The organism is Cryptosporangium aurantiacum (assembly GCF_900143005.1).
In the GTDB taxonomy this organism is placed as follows: Bacteria; Actinomycetota; Actinomycetes; order Mycobacteriales; family Cryptosporangiaceae; genus Cryptosporangium; species Cryptosporangium aurantiacum.
The window spans coordinates 111,860-126,994 of sequence record NZ_FRCS01000017.1 but is presented as its reverse complement, the minus strand read 5'-3'; the positions used below and the strand labels follow the sequence as shown (position 1 = coordinate 126,994).

At 72.5% G+C, this 15,135-nt stretch carries 15 protein-coding genes and 2 pseudogenes; 5 read left to right on the top strand and 12 right to left on the bottom strand.

Annotated features, from left to right (window positions below):
• Window positions 1–14: 14 nt before the first annotated feature.
• From BUB75_RS36490 to BUB75_RS36460, 7 genes are read right to left on the bottom strand one after another with little or no spacing between them, the layout of a single operon-like run.
• Window positions 15–929, bottom strand: coding sequence for a PDR/VanB family oxidoreductase (locus BUB75_RS36490; RefSeq protein ID WP_218617980.1), 915 nt, complete (start codon window positions 927–929; stop codon window positions 15–17).
• A complete protein-coding gene (locus BUB75_RS36485) occupies window positions 914–1,876 on the bottom strand; it encodes a fumarylacetoacetate hydrolase family protein (RefSeq protein ID WP_073263985.1) in 963 nt (320 codons plus the stop codon). The genes BUB75_RS36490 and BUB75_RS36485 overlap by 16 nt, the downstream gene beginning before the upstream one ends.
• Window positions 1,873–3,156, bottom strand: coding sequence for a phosphopyruvate hydratase (gene eno / locus BUB75_RS36480; RefSeq protein ID WP_073263983.1), 1,284 nt, complete (start codon window positions 3,154–3,156; stop codon window positions 1,873–1,875). Before eno ends, BUB75_RS36485 begins: the two co-directional genes overlap by 4 nt.
• Window positions 3,153–4,094 (bottom strand): phosphotransferase family protein, encoded by a 942-nt coding sequence (locus tag BUB75_RS36475; protein WP_073263981.1) that lies wholly within the window; start codon window positions 4,092–4,094, stop codon window positions 3,153–3,155. The genes eno and BUB75_RS36475 overlap by 4 nt, the downstream gene beginning before the upstream one ends.
• On the bottom strand, window positions 4,091–5,059 hold the full coding sequence (locus tag BUB75_RS36470) for a C-terminal binding protein (protein ID WP_073263979.1): 969 nt from the start codon (window positions 5,057–5,059) through the stop codon (window positions 4,091–4,093). The genes BUB75_RS36475 and BUB75_RS36470 overlap by 4 nt, the downstream gene beginning before the upstream one ends.
• 12 nt (window positions 5,060–5,071) lie before the next feature.
• Complete coding sequence (locus tag BUB75_RS36465; RefSeq protein ID WP_073263977.1) at window positions 5,072–6,202, bottom strand: FAD-dependent monooxygenase; 1,131 nt, start codon at window positions 6,200–6,202, stop codon at window positions 5,072–5,074.
• A 33-nt stretch (window positions 6,203–6,235) separates the two neighbouring features.
• On the bottom strand, window positions 6,236–7,165 hold the full coding sequence (locus BUB75_RS36460) for a VOC family protein (protein WP_073263975.1): 930 nt from the start codon (window positions 7,163–7,165) through the stop codon (window positions 6,236–6,238).
• 165 nt (window positions 7,166–7,330) lie between these two features.
• On the opposite strand from BUB75_RS36460, the gene BUB75_RS45790 reads away from it, so the two are divergent.
• The 5 genes from BUB75_RS45790 to BUB75_RS36435 all read left to right on the top strand — a co-directional run bounded on the left by BUB75_RS45790 (window position 7,331) and on the right by BUB75_RS36435 (window position 12,082).
• Window positions 7,331–8,260, top strand: a complete 930-nt coding sequence (locus tag BUB75_RS45790; protein WP_073263973.1) for a LysR family transcriptional regulator — start codon at window positions 7,331–7,333, stop codon at window positions 8,258–8,260.
• Between the two features lie 154 nt (window positions 8,261–8,414).
• Window positions 8,415–9,410 carry an amidohydrolase family protein gene (locus BUB75_RS36450; RefSeq protein WP_073263971.1) on the top strand — a complete coding sequence of 332 codons (996 nt, stop codon included), beginning with the start codon at window positions 8,415–8,417 and terminating at the stop codon, window positions 9,408–9,410.
• Window positions 9,410–10,372 carry a cyclase family protein gene (locus BUB75_RS36445; RefSeq protein WP_425430914.1) on the top strand — a complete coding sequence of 321 codons (963 nt, stop codon included), beginning with the start codon at window positions 9,410–9,412 and terminating at the stop codon, window positions 10,370–10,372. The genes BUB75_RS36450 and BUB75_RS36445 overlap by 1 nt, the downstream gene beginning before the upstream one ends.
• A 1-nt stretch (window position 10,373) precedes the next feature.
• Entirely contained in the window at window positions 10,374–11,291 is a 918-nt protein-coding gene (locus BUB75_RS36440) for a fumarylacetoacetate hydrolase family protein (RefSeq protein ID WP_073263967.1), read from the top strand.
• The gene (locus BUB75_RS36435; RefSeq protein ID WP_073263965.1) at window positions 11,288–12,082 is read left to right on the top strand and encodes an SDR family oxidoreductase; all 795 of its coding nucleotides are present in this window, start codon (window positions 11,288–11,290) and stop codon (window positions 12,080–12,082) included. The genes BUB75_RS36440 and BUB75_RS36435 overlap by 4 nt, the downstream gene beginning before the upstream one ends.
• 36 nt (window positions 12,083–12,118) lie before the next feature.
• Here the strand turns inward: BUB75_RS36435 and BUB75_RS36430 are convergent, their stop codons facing one another.
• From BUB75_RS36430 to BUB75_RS36415, 5 genes and pseudogenes are all read right to left on the bottom strand, one after another.
• Window positions 12,119–12,811, bottom strand: coding sequence for an alpha/beta fold hydrolase (locus tag BUB75_RS36430; protein ID WP_073263963.1), 693 nt, complete (start codon window positions 12,809–12,811; stop codon window positions 12,119–12,121).
• Window positions 12,802–13,560 (bottom strand): enoyl-CoA hydratase/isomerase family protein, encoded by a 759-nt coding sequence (locus BUB75_RS36425; protein ID WP_073263961.1) that lies wholly within the window; start codon window positions 13,558–13,560, stop codon window positions 12,802–12,804. Before BUB75_RS36425 ends, BUB75_RS36430 begins: the two co-directional genes overlap by 10 nt.
• On the bottom strand, window positions 13,557–14,027 hold the full coding sequence (locus BUB75_RS36420; protein ID WP_073263959.1) for a nuclear transport factor 2 family protein: 471 nt from the start codon (window positions 14,025–14,027) through the stop codon (window positions 13,557–13,559). Before BUB75_RS36420 ends, BUB75_RS36425 begins: the two co-directional genes overlap by 4 nt.
• A gap of 10 nt (window positions 14,028–14,037) precedes the next feature.
• Window positions 14,038–14,319, bottom strand: a pseudogene (locus BUB75_RS48940) (3-hydroxyacyl-CoA dehydrogenase family protein); the annotation flags it as partial.
• A gap of 30 nt (window positions 14,320–14,349) precedes the next feature.
• Window positions 14,350–15,117 (bottom strand): annotated as a pseudogene (locus BUB75_RS36415) (3-hydroxyacyl-CoA dehydrogenase NAD-binding domain-containing protein); the annotation flags it as partial.
• Window positions 15,118–15,135: the final 18 nt, after the last annotated feature.

The window sequence follows — 15,135 nt, the reverse complement described above, 5'->3', positions numbered from 1 at the left end:
TGGGGCCCGCCGTTTCACACGTCCAGGACGAGCCGGGCGCTGTCGGCCGCGGACACGCAGGTGACGACGGAGCGACCGGTCGCCCGTTCGGCGTCGGTGAGGATTGAGTCCCGGTGCCGGACGGTGCCCTCCAGCAGCGGGACGATGCACGCGCCGCAGATGCCGACTCCACACGCGACGGGCACTGGGACGCCCGCATCGAGAAGCGCATCGAGCAGAGACGTGCCGGCGGGTACGGGGATCGTGTCACCACGCCGGGCGAGGACCAGCTCGCAGGCCGGCGTCCCGCCCGGCACCGGCTCGGGGCGGTCGAACTGCTGGCGGTGCAGATCGAGCTTCTGTCCCGCGAGGTCGGCCACCGCGTCGACGAAACGGGCGCTGCCGCAGGCGTACACCGCGGTGCCGTCGGGAGCGGCGAGCACGGCGTCGGCGACGAGCGCGAAATCGTCGGCGGTCGTGCCGAGCGTCTGCACCTCGTCCGCCAGCAACGAGCGACCACCGTCGAGGTGGAGCAATTGCCACGGGTAGATGCGCGCCGCCGCGACCCAGCGGGCCATCGGCAGCAGCGGGGCGATGCCCGCTCCGGAGGCGACGAAGAGGTAGCGGGCGGCGGCGCCGAGAACGAACCGATCGCGCGGCCCGCGGGCGTGCACGACGTCCCCGACCTGCAGCTGGTCGTGCACGTACGCCGAGGCCCGGCCGGCTCGCCGCACCAGCAGCCGCCAGGTCGCGGTGTCGCGCGGGTCCCCGCAGAGCGAGTACGGGCGGACGAGCCCGCCGGGCAGCACCAGATCGACGTGCGCGCCCGGTGCCCACCGCGGCAGGGCGGCTCCGTCGGCCGCCGCCAGACGCACCTCGACCGTCACGGCGTCCACCGGCCGCCGGGACTCGACGACCAGCGGACGGCTGGTTCCTACTCCGGCACGCACGTGTTGCGCTGGGCACCCAGGCCGGCGATCGCGGTCACCATCACGTCGCCGGGCCGCAGCCACCGGTCGTAGTGGCCGCCGTTGCCCGCGGGGCTGCCGGTGAGGATCAGGTCGCCGGGGTAGAGCGTGGTCGCGGCCGATGCCTCGGCGATCAGCGTCGGGACGTCGAACAGCATGTTGCGGGGGAGGTCCTGCTGGAGACGTTCGCCGTTGAGGTCGAACGTGATCTCCAGGTCGCGGTGGTCGCCGACCTGGTCGGCCGGGACGAGGAACGGCCCGGTCGGCAGGAACGTCGGGCGGTTCTTCGCCCGCACCCAGTCGCCGCCGAGAGCCTTGTGCTCGGCCGGGAACTGCAGGTCGCGGGCGCTGATGTCGTTGCAGACCGTGTAACCGGCGACGTAGTCGAGCGCGCGTTCGCGGGGGACCCGGCGGGCGACGGCGCCGATCACCACGGCCAGCTCGGCCTCCCAGTCGACCTGCGCGGACTCCGAAGGCAGGAGGACGTCGTCATCGGGGCCGCAGATCGCGGCCGGCATGCCGCTGAAGAAGAACGGGCTGCCGGTGCGTGCCCGCTCGTCCATCATCTCCTCGGCGAAGCGACGCAGCTCGTCGTCGGAGCGGGGGTCGTCCGCGGCGCGGCTCGACACGATGATCTGGGCGACGTGGGACCGGTAGTTCGCGCCTGCCTGGAGAATCTGCCGCGGCTCCACCGGTGCCAGAGTGCGGAGGCCGGCCAGGGGGATGCCGTCGGCCCCGGACGCGGCGAGGTCCGCCAGCCGAGGGTGGGTCCACGCCCAGTCGTCCAGCAGCGCGCGAATCGTGGCCGGGCCCTTCGTCAGGCCGTCGTCCTGCAGCCGGATCGCACGGTCACCGACGACCAGCGCGGCGAACTCGCTCACTCCGTCGTCGAACCGGCCAAGGGCCCAGCCGTTCACGGACCTGGTCATCGTGCACCTCCGAGAGCAGTACGGCCCGCGTACTCGGCGCGGGAACCCAGCTCGACCTCCAGGCGCAGCAGGCGGTTCCACTTCGCGGTGCGCTCGGAGCGGGTGGTGGAGCCGACCTTGATCTGGCCGGTGCGCCACCCGACGGCGAGGTCGGCGAGCCAGTCGTCCTCGGTCTCGCCGGAGCGGGCGGAGAGGACGGTGGTGTAGCCGGCGGCGTGCGCGCGGCGGACGACCGCGCGGGCGGTGTCGAGGGTGCCGATCTGGTTCGGCTTGACCAGGACGGCGTTCGCGACGTGCTCCCGGATGCCGCGGTCGAGCCGGTCGGGGTTGGTGACGAAGAGGTCGTCGCCGAGGAGCTGCCGCCCGGCCAGCCGCTCGGTGGCGGTGCGCCACCCGTCCCAGTCGTCCTCGGCGAGTGCGTCCTCCAGCGAGACGATCGGGTAGGACGCGCACCAGTCGGCCAGCTCGTCGATCAGACCGTCGGCGGTTAGTTCGCGGTTCTCGGCGGCGAGCACGTAGCGGCCGTCGGCGCGGGCGAATTGCGTCGCGGCGACGTCGATCGCGATCCCGATGTCGTCGCCGGGCCGGAGTCCGGCTCGTTCGATGCCGGCGACGAGGACGTCGAGCGCCGCGCGGTTCGTGGGGAGCAGCGGTCCGAGGCCGCCCTCGTCGGCGACCAGCGCCACGGGGAAGCCCCGGTGCTCGAGTTCCGACGCCGCACCGGCCCGGACGCGCGACGACCATTCGATCGCCTCGGCGAACGTCTCCGCACCGACCGGCACCGCGAGGAAGTCCTGGACGTCGATCGAGCGGCCGGAGTGCGCGCCGCCGGAGATGATGTTGACCATCGGAAGGGGCAGCAGGGGAGCGGCGCCCTCGTCGGCGACCGCGCGGTGGAGCGGGAGACCGCGGGCGGCCGCTCCGGCCACCGCCGCCGCGACCGAGACCGCGAGGACGGCGTTCGCGCCGAGCCGGCCCAGGTCGGCGGTGCCGTCCAGGGTGCGGAGGCTCACGTCCAGGTCGGCGACGTCCTGGCCGCGAACCGCGTCCGCGATCTCGCCGGTCACGTTCGCCACGGCTTTCCGCACGCCGTTGCCGCCGTAGCGTTCCTCGCCGTCGCGCAGCTCCCGCGCCTCGTGGCGTCCGGTGGAGGCGCCGGACGGGACGGTGGCGCGGCCGGTTGCTCCACCGTCGAGGCGCACTTCGCAGCCGACGGTGGGCTTGCCGCGGGAGTCCAGCGCCTCCCAGGCGAACAGGCCGGTGATCGTGGTGTCGCTCATGCGAGTAGCTCCCAGGCGTCGAGCACGTGCGGGGGTGGGTCGGTCAGCAGCCGGCGGGCCAGAGCGCGGGTGCGATGGCGCTCCGCGTCGGTGAGGTAGTCGGCCGGGCTCTTGCCGTCGACGCGGGCGAGCAGCAGGCAGCCCGTCTGCCGGATCAGCTGGGCCGAGTCGTGGTCGGCGGCCCAGGCTTCGAGGAACGCGCCGCCCGCCGCGGCATAGTCCGCGGAGGGCCGGTGCACGGTCTTGAGCAGCAGATGGCCGATCGTCCACGCGGGGTCGAACGTCGGATCGCCGTAGTGGGCGACCTCCCAATCGATGACCCAGACACCGTCTCCGTCCGGGTCGATCAGAACGTTCTTCGGGGTGTAGTCGCCGTGCGCGAGGCAGGACGCCGAGTCCTCCATCACCGCGATCGTGTGGTTCACGACGTCGGCCAGATCCGGGTGGCGCTGAGCCACCGTCCGGTGGAACGGGTCGACGCGCAGCTGGCCGAACGCGGTCCGGTCGCCGAACTCGCGGGCCACGGCGGCGTCGCCTGCCGTGCCGCGTTGCCACCCCCCGAGGGCACGCCCCAGCCGGGCGGCCACCTCGACGTCGACGGCACCGGCCAGCAGGTCCTCTTTCCAGGTCCGCCAGCTCTCCGGTGCGCGTTCGATCACCAGGTAGCCGTCGGCCAGGTCGTAGACCTGCGGCACCGCCCCGGGCAGCAGCCGACCGGCGAGACGCAGCGCACGGCCCTCGGTGTCCAGGCGGGCGGGGTCGGCCAGCCACTCCTCGGCGACCCGCAGCCGGCCGAGGGCCCGCTTCACGACCGCGTCGAGACCCGGCGCGGTGACCGCGACGACGTCGTTGGAGACGCCTCCGGTCAATGACTTCACGCGGACGTCGGACGAGGACGTCAGCCCGCGCCGCACCAGGTGATCAACGAGTGCGGTCATCGCGGCAGCCGCAGCACCGGGCTGTCCAGCACCGCCGGGTTGACGACGGTCGCCGGAACCCGCCCTTCGAGCACGTCGACGACGTTCGTCGCGGCCTTGCGGGCGAGCTCGGCCAGCGAGCCGTCCGAGGAGAACGCGGTGTGCGGGGTGAGGACGACGTCGTCGCGGGTGCGGAACGGATGGTCGGCCGGTAGCGGCTCCGGGTCCGTGACGTCGAGCGCCGCACCGGCGATCTCCCCGCGCTCCAACGCGTCGAGAAGAGCCGCGTTGTCCACCAGGGGCCCGCGGGCGGTGTTCACCACCCACGCCGTCGGCTTCATCGCCGCGAGCTCGGCGGCGCCGATCAGGTGCCGGGTGCTCTCGGTGAGCGGCACGTGCAGCGACACCACGTCGGCCTCGGCGAGCAGCTCCTCCAGCGACGCCGCCCGGCGCACGCCGGGGACCGGTCGCCGGTCGAACGCGACGACGTCCAGACCCAGGGCCTGCGCACGCACGGCCAGCGCGCTGCCGATCGTCCCGACGCCGACCAGGCCCAGCACCTTGCCGCGGAGCCGGGTGCCGGCTCCGGGCACGTCCCGCCCCCACCGCCCGGCGGCGACGTCCCGGGTGAGGGGTAGCAGGCGCCGCGCCAGCGCGAGGATGCCCAGCAGCGCCGAGTCGGCCACCTCGTCGACGCAGTAGACAGGCACGTTGCTGACGACCATGCCGAGCCGGGTGGCGTGGTCGACGTCGATGTTGTCGACCCCGACGCCGTACCGCGCCACCGTCCGGCAGCGGGTCGCGGCGTCCAGCACCTCGGCGGGCACCTTGGCGAAACACGTCAGGATCGCGTCCGCGTCCCGAGCCAACTCGACCAAGGACTCGCCCGGTGAGGCCAGCACCATCTCCGCCCCGGCGGCGGCGAGCACCGACCGCTCAACGTCGGTGGTGGGCCAGGCGACGTCGGTCACCAGCACTCGGGTCATGGGTGAACTCCTTCAGGCCGGTTGGCTGACGACGGCGGCGACCCGGCGGGTCACCGCGGGGACGTCGCCCTGGACGTGGTCGAGGTTCCACTGCGCGATCTGCACCGAGGCGTCCACCACGGTCTTCACGCGGTCGTGGCGGCGCGCCATGAACGCGTCCCAGAGCGTCTCGTCGACCCGGTCGGACGTCGTGAGCAGCTCCGCGAGGACGGAGGCGTCCTCCAGACCCATCGCCGCGCCCTGCGCGATGGTCGGCGGGCAGACGTGGGTGGCGTCGCCGATGAGCCCGATCCGGCCGCGGTGCCACGGCGCGTCGAGCAGGTGGGCCTCGAACCACGTGTAGTGCAGCTTCGCGGGGTCGGTGAACGCGTCCCGGACCTCGTCCCACGGGCCGTGGTAGCCCCGGGTCAGGTCCCGGAACGTCGCCAACCGTTCGTCCGGGCTCTGCCGGCTGCGGTCCTGGGCGTCCTCCAGGAGCGACCAGTACGCGGTGTCCTCTGAGGTCGGGCAGACGCTCACCATGTGCGAGGGACCGCCGAAGATGACGTTGAACGCGGTGATCTCCGCCGGACGCGGACCGAACATGCGCCAGGCACCCAGCCCCACGGACCGGGTCTCCAGCTGAATCCCCAACGCCTGGCGAGTGGCCGACCGCACCCCGTCGGCGCCCACGACCAGGTCGTAGCGTCCGGACGTGCCGTCGGAGAACCGGACGTCCACGCCGTGGTCGTCCTGCTGGAAGGTCTCGACGGTGGTCGAGAACCGAACCTTGGCGCCGGCCCGATCAACGCGGGCCATCAGGATCCGCGCGAGGTCCGGCCGGTACATACCCATGGTCGACGGCAGGTCGGGACCGCCGAACGGGAGGTCGTCGACCTCGGCGACCACCGTGGCAGCCGGGTCCGGAGCGCGGATGACCAGCTTCGAGAACGGGTAGCCGAGCGCGAGGCAGTCGTCGAGCACACCGAGCTGCCGGAGCACGCGCAGCGCGTTGCCCTGCAGCGTGATGCCGGACCCCAGGGCGGTCACAGCGGGCATGACCTCGACGAGGTCGACGGCCACGCCGGCGTCCGCGAGCAGGATGGCGGCGGCGGCTCCGGCAGCCCCGCCGCCCACGACCAGGACGTTGTTCACCGCGGGCATGACAGGACTCCTTTGTCCGGTTGAAGGCGGTGATCAGGCCTGATACGGGTGGACGGCCTCGTTGGGCTGGAAGCGGAACTTGTGGCCCCACATCTCCTGCCGCTTGCCGTTGCGGAAGTTGAGGTTGTTGGGCGAACGCTTGTCCATCTCGTCGATCGCCAGGCCACCCCAGCCGTACTCGATCATGAAGCCGCCGGGGGTGTGGACGTAGTACGAGATGACCTGGTCGCCGATGTGTCGGCCGAACGCCATCTGCAGGTCGGGGTTGGCGTCGCCGCCGAGCACGTCGAAGTAGGAGTAGCCGACGTCGTCGAGGTCGACCGACTCGAGGTAGACGTGGTGCAGGCCGATCGAGTTCGGGACCTCGAGGAACGCGACGCTGTGGTGGCGCGGGTTGACGCGGAGGAACCACATCTCACCGAGCGGCTCGTTCATCGTCAGCACCTCGCTGGGGATGAAGCCCATCGCGTCGATGTAGAAGTCGACCGCCTTGCGCGCGTCCGGGACCGCGAAGACGACGTGCCCGAGGCCCTGCTCCTTGGTCACGAAGCCGGCGTGCGGACGCGGCGGGTGCCAGTAGTGGTAGTTGGCCTCCTGGTAGCAGAACAGCTCCAGGGGCAGGCCGAACGGGTCCTCGAACTGCACGAGCCGCTGGACGCCACGCGCCGCGGTGGTGGCCTCGTCGGCGTAGCGAGGCTTGGCGCCGTTGTCCTCTAGGCGCTTGATCGCCGCGTCCAGGTCCCGGTGGTTGAGCACCTCCCAGCCGGCGTACGCGGTGCGGTACTCCTCACCGGGGTGGAACGACAGCCGGTAGTCGGCGTCGTCGATCTTCAGGCGGACGGCGCCGTCCTCCCCGTCCGGGCCGAGCATGCAGCCCAGCACCTCGGGTCCCCAGGTACGGAACTCCTCGTAGCGGGGGGTCTGGACGCCGACGTAACCGAGTTTCGCGATCAGGCTGCCCATGGTGTCTCTCCGATGTCGGGCGGTTTTCCTGTTGTCGACGACGCTAGGAATCCACGCTGCCGGGCGGAAATGCATGGTTGCTATCGCTCCAATTCGCCACCGGCATGGCTGGGCCTCGGGCTCGGGTGGGTAACGTCAGAGGCCGACCGGATCGTGAGGAGAGCAATGAAGCTCGGACAGGTCGACCTCAATCTGTTGGTCGTGCTCGACGCATTGCTGCGGGAGAAGAACGTCACGCGTGCCGCCGAGCGCCTGCACATGTCCCAGCCGGCCACCAGCACCGCGCTAGCCCGGCTGCGCAAGGTCCTTGGCGACGAGTTGCTCACCAAACACGGCCGCTACCTGGAACTGACTCCGCGCGCCGAGTCGCTCATCGAGCCCGTGCGTGAGGTCCTGGCGACGATCGAGCAGACGATCGTCCGGCCGCCGGTCTTCGATCCGGCGAGCGACACCCGGAGGTTCACGGTCATCGCGAGCGACTACGTCGGGGCGATGCTCCTCCGGCCGCTGCTGGGCCGGCTGTCGGGCCTGGCGGCCGGTCTCCGGTTGGACGCGGCGCCGGTCGGTGCGCGCTACCTGACCGCGTTGCAGCGCGACGAGCTGGACATTGCGATCCTGCCCGACCGGATCGTCGGCGACGATGTGCTCCCGGCCTGCTCCCGGCTGCCGGTGCTCGACGATCGCTTCGTCGGCGCGGTATGGACCGGACACCCCAGGGCGGGAGACCGGCTGGACGCGGAGCTCCTGGCCTCCTCGCCGTACCTCATGTATGCCGTCGAGGGCGCGCGCGCGATCTTCGAGGACGAACTGGACGCCGCCGGGTGCGTGCGGCACGTCGTCGCGACCGCCAGCACGTTCATGACGATGCCGTTCATGCTGGCCGGAACGGAGCTCGTCGCGATGGTGCCCGAGCGGTTGGCCCGGCGGGTCGCCGCCGCCGCCGACATCCGCATTCTCGAGCCGGCGATCCCGCTTCAGCCGCTGCGGCAGTCGGCGTACTGGCACACCCGGCGCGACCGGGACCCCGGCCACGTGTGGCTGCGCGAGGAGCTGTTGGCGGTCGCCACCGCGGAGAACGCCGGCCTGCCGGATTGACGCTGAACGCCGTCCGCAGCGGTCGGTCGAGAGTATTCATTGATGCGCTGAATGCCAGGGCATACGGAATCGCGAGTTCCGCTGTCGTCGCCGTCGTTCGATGCTGTTCCCACGCCGTGGCAGTGCCGTTGCGGCATCGAAGGGAAGAGATGACGTGACGCAAGCGATCGATGTCCACGCTCACCTGGCGGTCCCGGCCGTGGACGCGCTGATCGACGGCCATCCGGGCCTGGCGCGGCAGCGTCAGATCGACGCGGCGACGCTCGGCCCCGCGTCGCTCGCGGTGAACGTCGAGCAGATCGCCGCGCTGGGACCGAGGCTGGTCGACCTCGACACCCGTCTGGCCGCGATGGACGCCGCCCGGGTGGACGTCCAGGCGGTGAGCGCGGTGCCGTTGCCGCACGCGTGGGCTCCTCCGGACCTGGCCGACCGGATCGTCGCGGCGACCAACGAGGGCGTGGCCGCGTACTGCGCGAAGGAACCGGCCCGGCTGATCCCGATCGGCACGGTGTCGTTGCAGCACCCGAGCCTCGTCGTCGCGCAGTTGCGGGCGGCTGCCGACCTGGGCCTGCGCGGGGTGCAGATCTCGACGGCCGCGGGGCCGGACCGCGAGCTGGACGACCCGTCGCTGGCGGACTTCTGGGCCGCCGCCGAGGAGCTGGGGCTCGCGGTGCTGATCCACCCGTGGGGCTGCACGCTCGGCGAGCGGCTCAACGCGTATTACCTGTTCAACAGCGTGGGAAACCCGACGGAGACCGCGTTGGCGCTCTCCCGTCTGTTGTTCTCGGGCGTGCTGGAGCGGCACCCGGGCTTGCGGATCTGGTCGGCGCACGGCGGTGGTTACCTGCCCTCGTACGTCGTCCGTGCCGACCACGCGTGGGCCGCCCGTCCCGACGCCCGCACCACGGCTGAGCCGCCGAGTGCGCTGCTGCGCCGGACGTTCGTCGATTCGCTGGTCTACACGCCCGAACAGCTGCGGCATCTCGTCGCGGTGATGGGGTCCTCGCAGGTGACGCTCGGATCGGACTACCCGTTCGACATGGGCGTCGACGACCCGGTGGACCGCCTGGAGGCGGCCGGGTTCGACGCCGCGACGACCGACGCGATTCGCGGCGGCAACGCCGCCCGGCTGCTGGGACTGGCACTGTGATCGACGAGTTCGGCTCCGACCCGGAGGCGGCAATCGCCGCGGCGGCGAAGCGGTACAGCAACTGGAACCGGTGGGGCGCCGACGACGGCGTCGGCACCGTGAACTTTCTCGACGCGGAGAAGCGCGCCGCCGCAGCGGCGCTGATCCGCCGGGGCGTGAGCTTCAGCCTCTCGCTGCCGTTCGACGAGAACGGCCCGCAGTTCGGGTGGAAGCGGCGGGTCAACCCCGTGCACACGATGATGTCGACCGGTATGGACACCGCCGAGCAGATGGGGCTGCCGCACGGGCTGTCGGTCGCCGACGACGCGGTGTTCATGCCGCTGCAGTGCAGCACGCAGTGGGACGGCCTGGGGCACGTCTTTGACCACGGGGTGGCCTGGAACGGCCGGGCCGGCCGCGAGGTCGTGACCAGCGAGGGTGACGTCGCGACCGGGATCGAACGGCTCGCCGCGCCGGTGGTCGGCCGCGGCGTACTGCTCGACGTCGGGCGCGCGCTGGGCGAGGACGGCGAGCTGCCGGACGGGTACCCGATCACCAGCGCGGACCTGGAGTCGACGCGCGAGCGTCAGGGGGTGAGCATCGGCCGGGGCGACCTCGTCCTCGTGCGGACCGGCCAGCTGACCCGGGTCCGGCGCGGGGAGGGCTGGGGCACGTACGCCGGCGGCCCGGCGCCGGGATTGTCGTTCGAGACCCTCGGCTGGCTACACGGCACCGAGATCGCGGCGGTCGCCACCGACACGTGGGGCGTCGAGGTGCGGCCCAACGAGTGGCCGGACGCGATGCAGCCGCTGCACCAGGTCGCGCTGCCGCACATCGGGCTGCTGCTGGGGGAGATGTGGGACCTCGACGCGCTGGCCGCGGACTGCGCGGCGGACGGCGTCCACGAGTTCTTCCTGGCGGCGCAGCCGCTGCCGTTCACCCGGGCGGTCGGGTCGCCGGTCAACCCCGTGGCGGTGAAGTGACATGCGGCTGACGACGCTGCTGACCGCGGACGGAGCCCGGGTCGGCGTCCTGGACGGGGACGTGATCCGGCTGGCACCGCCCGGGCCGACGCTGCTCGACGTCCTCATCGAGGGCTTCCGGACGCTGCGCACGCACGATGCGGTGCCGCTGGAGGACGCCGTGTTCGGGCCGCTGCTCGCGCCGCCGTCCGTGCGAGACTTCCTCACGTACGAGCAGCACCTGGCGGCGCTGGCCGGCGCGGTACCCGACGAGTGGTACGACCAGCCGCTGTTCTACTTCTCGAACCCGGCGGCGATCGTGGCGCCGTACGGCGACGTGCGGATGCCGCCGCTGGTGACGCAGTACGACTACGAGCTGGAGGTCGCCGCGGTGGTCGGGACCGCCGGCTCGGACCTGACGCCGGAGCAGGGCGCGGCGCACATCGTGGGCTACACGATCATGAACGACTGGTCCGCGCGCGACCTGCAGGTCGCGGAGTTCAAGCAGCCGATGGGGCCGTCGAAGTCCAAGGACTCGGCGATCACGCTCGGCCCGTGGCTGGTGACCGCCGACGAGCTCGCCGATTTTGTCGAGGACGGACGCCTGGCGCTGCGCACCGAGGTCCGCCTCAACGGGGTGCGGACCGGCGGGGACACCACCGCGAACATGTCGTGGTCGTTCGGTGATCTCGTGGCGTACGCGTCCCGGGGGACGGTGGTGCGTCCCGGGGACGTGCTCGGCTCGGGCACCTGCGGAACCGGGTGCCTCGCCGAGATCAAGCGAACGCAGCCGGAGACGGCCCCGGACTGGCTGAAGCCCGGCGACGTCGTGCGCATCGAGGTCGAGCAGCTGGGTGTCATCGAGAACCGGCTGGTTCCCGGCCCCGCTCCGGTGGACATTCCGAAGGCACGGCGTCGAATCAAGGAGAGCGTGCAGTGAAGATCGAGAACGCGGTCGTGGTCGTCACCGGCGCCGGCAGCGGCATCGGCGCGGCACTGGCGCGGCGGTTCGCCGCCGACGGCGCGGCGCTCGTCGTCGTCAGCGACCGGGACGGCGCTGCGGCGCAGCGGGTGGCGGGCGAGATCGGCGGGGTCGCCGACACGACCGACGTCACCGACGAGGCGGCCGTCGCCGCGCTGGTCGACCGGGTGCTGGCCGAGCACGGCCGGATCGACCTGTTCTGCTCGAACGCCGGCGTGTTCACCGGTGGCGGTGTCGAGCTCGAGACCGACGTCTGGCAGCAGGTGTTCGCGGTGAACGTCCTGGCGCACGTGTACGCGGCGCGGGCGGTGGTGCCGTCGATGCTGGAGCGGGGCAGTGGCTACCTGCTGAACGTCGCGTCGGCGGCCGGGCTCCTGACGACGCCCGGGGACGCGCCGTACACGGTCACCAAGCACGGTGCGGTCGGGCTCGCGGAGTGGCTCGCGGTGACCTACGGCGACCGTGGGATCGGCGTGAGCGTGGTGTGCCCGCTCGGGGTGTCGACGCCGTTGCTGCTGGATCCGCTGGAGGAGGGCAGCGCGGCGGCGTCGCTGGTGGCCGCGTCCGGCGAGGTGATCTCCCCGGACGACGTCGCGCAGTCAGTCGTCGAGGGCCTCGCCGAGGAGCGCTTCCTCATCCTGCCGCACCCGGAGGTGGGCACGTACTGGGCGCAGAAGGCCGCCGACCCGGATCGGTGGCTGTCCGGCGTCCGCCGCCTGGTGAAGAAGACCGCTCCGCAGGAGCGCTGAGTCCGGTGGCGGGCGGCGCAGGTGCGCCGCCCGCGCTCAGCCGTGCCGTGTGTCCGCCGCGCCGGCGGCGAGCTCGGCGAGGAGCGTGGCCAGCCTCTCGGGGCGGGTGAGCGCGGGGCTGTGCCCGCTCGGCCACTCCAGCGTGCGGGTGGCGCGGCGGGCCATGGCCCGCTGCAGCTCCGGGTGGACGACGCGGTCCTCGCCGCACACGAGGTAGGTCGACGGTGTGGAGCGCCAGGCGATCGGCGTCGGCACGCCCCGGAACAGCGCCCGGCCGACCGGCCGCAGGCGGCTCGCGGCCACGGCGGTGATCTCCGCCGGCGCGTCGCTGTAGAGCAGCTGGGGTCCGAGCACCGGGTCAACGTCGACCTCGGTCTCCCCGACCCGCATCGCCTCCGCGAGACGGGTCTGCGGAAACGACTCGCCGGGCAGCAGCCTGCTGACCGACTCGCCCTGATCGAGCTGGAACGCCGCCACGTACAGCAGGTGCCGCACGGCCGGGTGCACCCCGGCCGCGGTGATGACCGCGCCACCGTAGGAGTGCCCGACCAGGACGGCCGGACCCTCAACACGGTCGAGCACGGCGCGGACGGCGGCCACGTCGGCGTCCAGATCGGTCAACGGCAGCTCGACGGCGACGCTCTGCACGCCGCGGTCGGCCAGCGCCGCGCGGACGGCCTCCCACGTCCACACGCCGTGCCACAACCCGTGGACGAGGACTACCCCCACCGGGGAGCCCGCTTCTCCGCGAACGCGGTGCGGCCCTCGACGTGATCGGGGTGCGCGGCGGCGTCGCCCTGGTGGCGGGCCTCCAGCGCCAGCGCGGCCTCGAACGAGATCTCGCTGACGGCCCGGAACTGTCGCTTGGTCAGCGCCAGCGCGTGCGCGGGCCCGGCAGCGAACAGCTGAGCCAGCCCCTGCGCGCGGGCAGCCAGCTGGTCGTCGGGAACCACCTCGTTGAGCAACCCGAGCCGGTGCGCCTCGGCGGCGGGAATCGGCCGGCCGCTCGCGGCGAACCAGAACGCGCGGGCATAACCGAGCTCGCGGACCAGGTACCACGACACGGCGGTGTCGGGCACCAGCCCGACCTTGCTGAACGCGCACGCGAACGACGCGGTCTCGGCGGCCAGACGCTGGTCGCACGCCAGCGCCAGGCCTAGACCGGCGCCGACCGCGAGTCCGTTGACCGCGGCGATCACCGGCTGCGGCATCGTCGCGATCGTCTGCGCGAGCGGGTTGTACGAACCGGCAACGGTCTCGTCGGCGTGCTCGAGTTCCTCGACCGCGGCCAGGTCCTGCCCGACGCAGAACGCGCGGCCCGCGCCGGTCAGCACGACCGCCCGTACAGACGCGTCGGTGGACAGCGCGCGGAGCGCGTCGATCAGCTCCCAGCGAGTGGCGCGGTCGAGCGCGTTGAGCTTGTCCGGCCGGTTGAGCGTGACGGTGGCGACCGCACCATCCCGGACGACGGTGATCATCGCGTTCCTCCCGCGTGGATCGTGCTGAACTCGCGGCCGGGTACCGAGTATCCGCGGTCGGCATAGGGAAAGCCGTCGAGCTCGGTGGTCTCCGGACGCATCTGGTAGTACGAGCGGATCTCGAGGATGAGGCCGTCAGCGCCGGTGAACCACTCGGCACCGCGGGTCGCGACCCGCTCGGACGCCCCCTCGGGCAACCACCACATCGTCCACTCGATGACGGCCTGCTCCGGGGTGGCGCAGATCGTCTCGACCACCCAGCGGGCCTGGATCCGCCGCGTGACCTTGCGCCAGTACCGGGCCAGGTGCTCGGCCCCGTCGACGGCCGCCGAACCGACGTTCGGCGCCAGGAACCAGTGGACGACGTCCGGGTGCAGGGTCTGAAGCATGAGGTCGACGTCGCCCGTGCTGCATCCGTCGTAGTAGCGGGTGATCAGCGAGGTCCAGGCTGCGGTGGGGTCGGTCATCGGCGTCCTCTCAGCCGTAGGTGTAGAAGCCGCGGCCGCTCTTGCGTCCGAGCCGACCGGCGGCGACGAGTGCGCGTAACAGCAGCGCGGGTTCCAGCCGGGGGGCGGGGTCGACGGCCGCCATCGACTCGAGTGCCGCGACCGTCACGTCGAGTCCGATCAGGTCGATCAGCGCGAGCGGCCCCATCGGGTGATTCGCACCCGTGCGCATCCGCTCGTCGATCTCCGACGCGTCCAGACCACCGGCGTGCGCGCGGACTGCGTCGTTCAGGTACGGGATCAACAGCCGGTTGACGACGAACCCGCGCTCGTCCGCGCACGGGACCGGCGTTTTGCCCAGCGAGCGCACCCAGGCGCTCGCGGTGGCGCGCAAGTTCTCCGGGGCGACGACCTCGACGAGCTTCATCACCGGCGCGGGGTTGAAGAAGTGCAGCGCGAGCATCGGGCGGTCGGGCCCGACGGAGGGCCGCAGGTCGGCTACCCGGTACGACGAGGTGTTCGTGGCGATCGGGGTGCCGGGTGGTAGCGCGGTGTCCAGGCGGGCCAGGACGGCGGCCTTCACGGCGGCGTCCTCGGCGACCGCCTCGATCGCGACGTCGACGCCGCTCAGGTCGGTGGGGTCCGCGGTGACCGTGATCCGGCCGAGGACGGCGTCGCGGGTTGCCGCGTCGAGGCGCCCGCGGGTGACCGCCCGAGCCGAGCTGCTCGACACACGGTCGCGTAGCCCGTCGCCGGAGGCGCTGCTGCGCGCGAGAACAACCACGGGCCGCCCGCTCCGCGCAACGGCCTCGGCGATCCCCGCCGCCATGTGCCCCGTGCCCACCACCCCTACGGCCCCACCCCACGCCGCCGCGCCCGCGCCCGCGCTGGCTGCGCCTCCGCCCGCGGCGTCCGGCGTGCCCGTGGCGCTGGGTGGGTCGGCCGGGGGCCATGAGTCGGGCAGGCCGTGGGCGGCTCGTTGGTCGGCCGTGAGGGCGGCCAGGGCTTCGAACGGGCCCTGGGGGTGGCCCGCGCCGAGACGCATGGCGGTGTCGATGTCGGCCGGGGTCGCCACGCCGCGCTCGGCGAGCGTCACCGCGTCGCGCAGCATCCCCGACAGCAGCAGGAG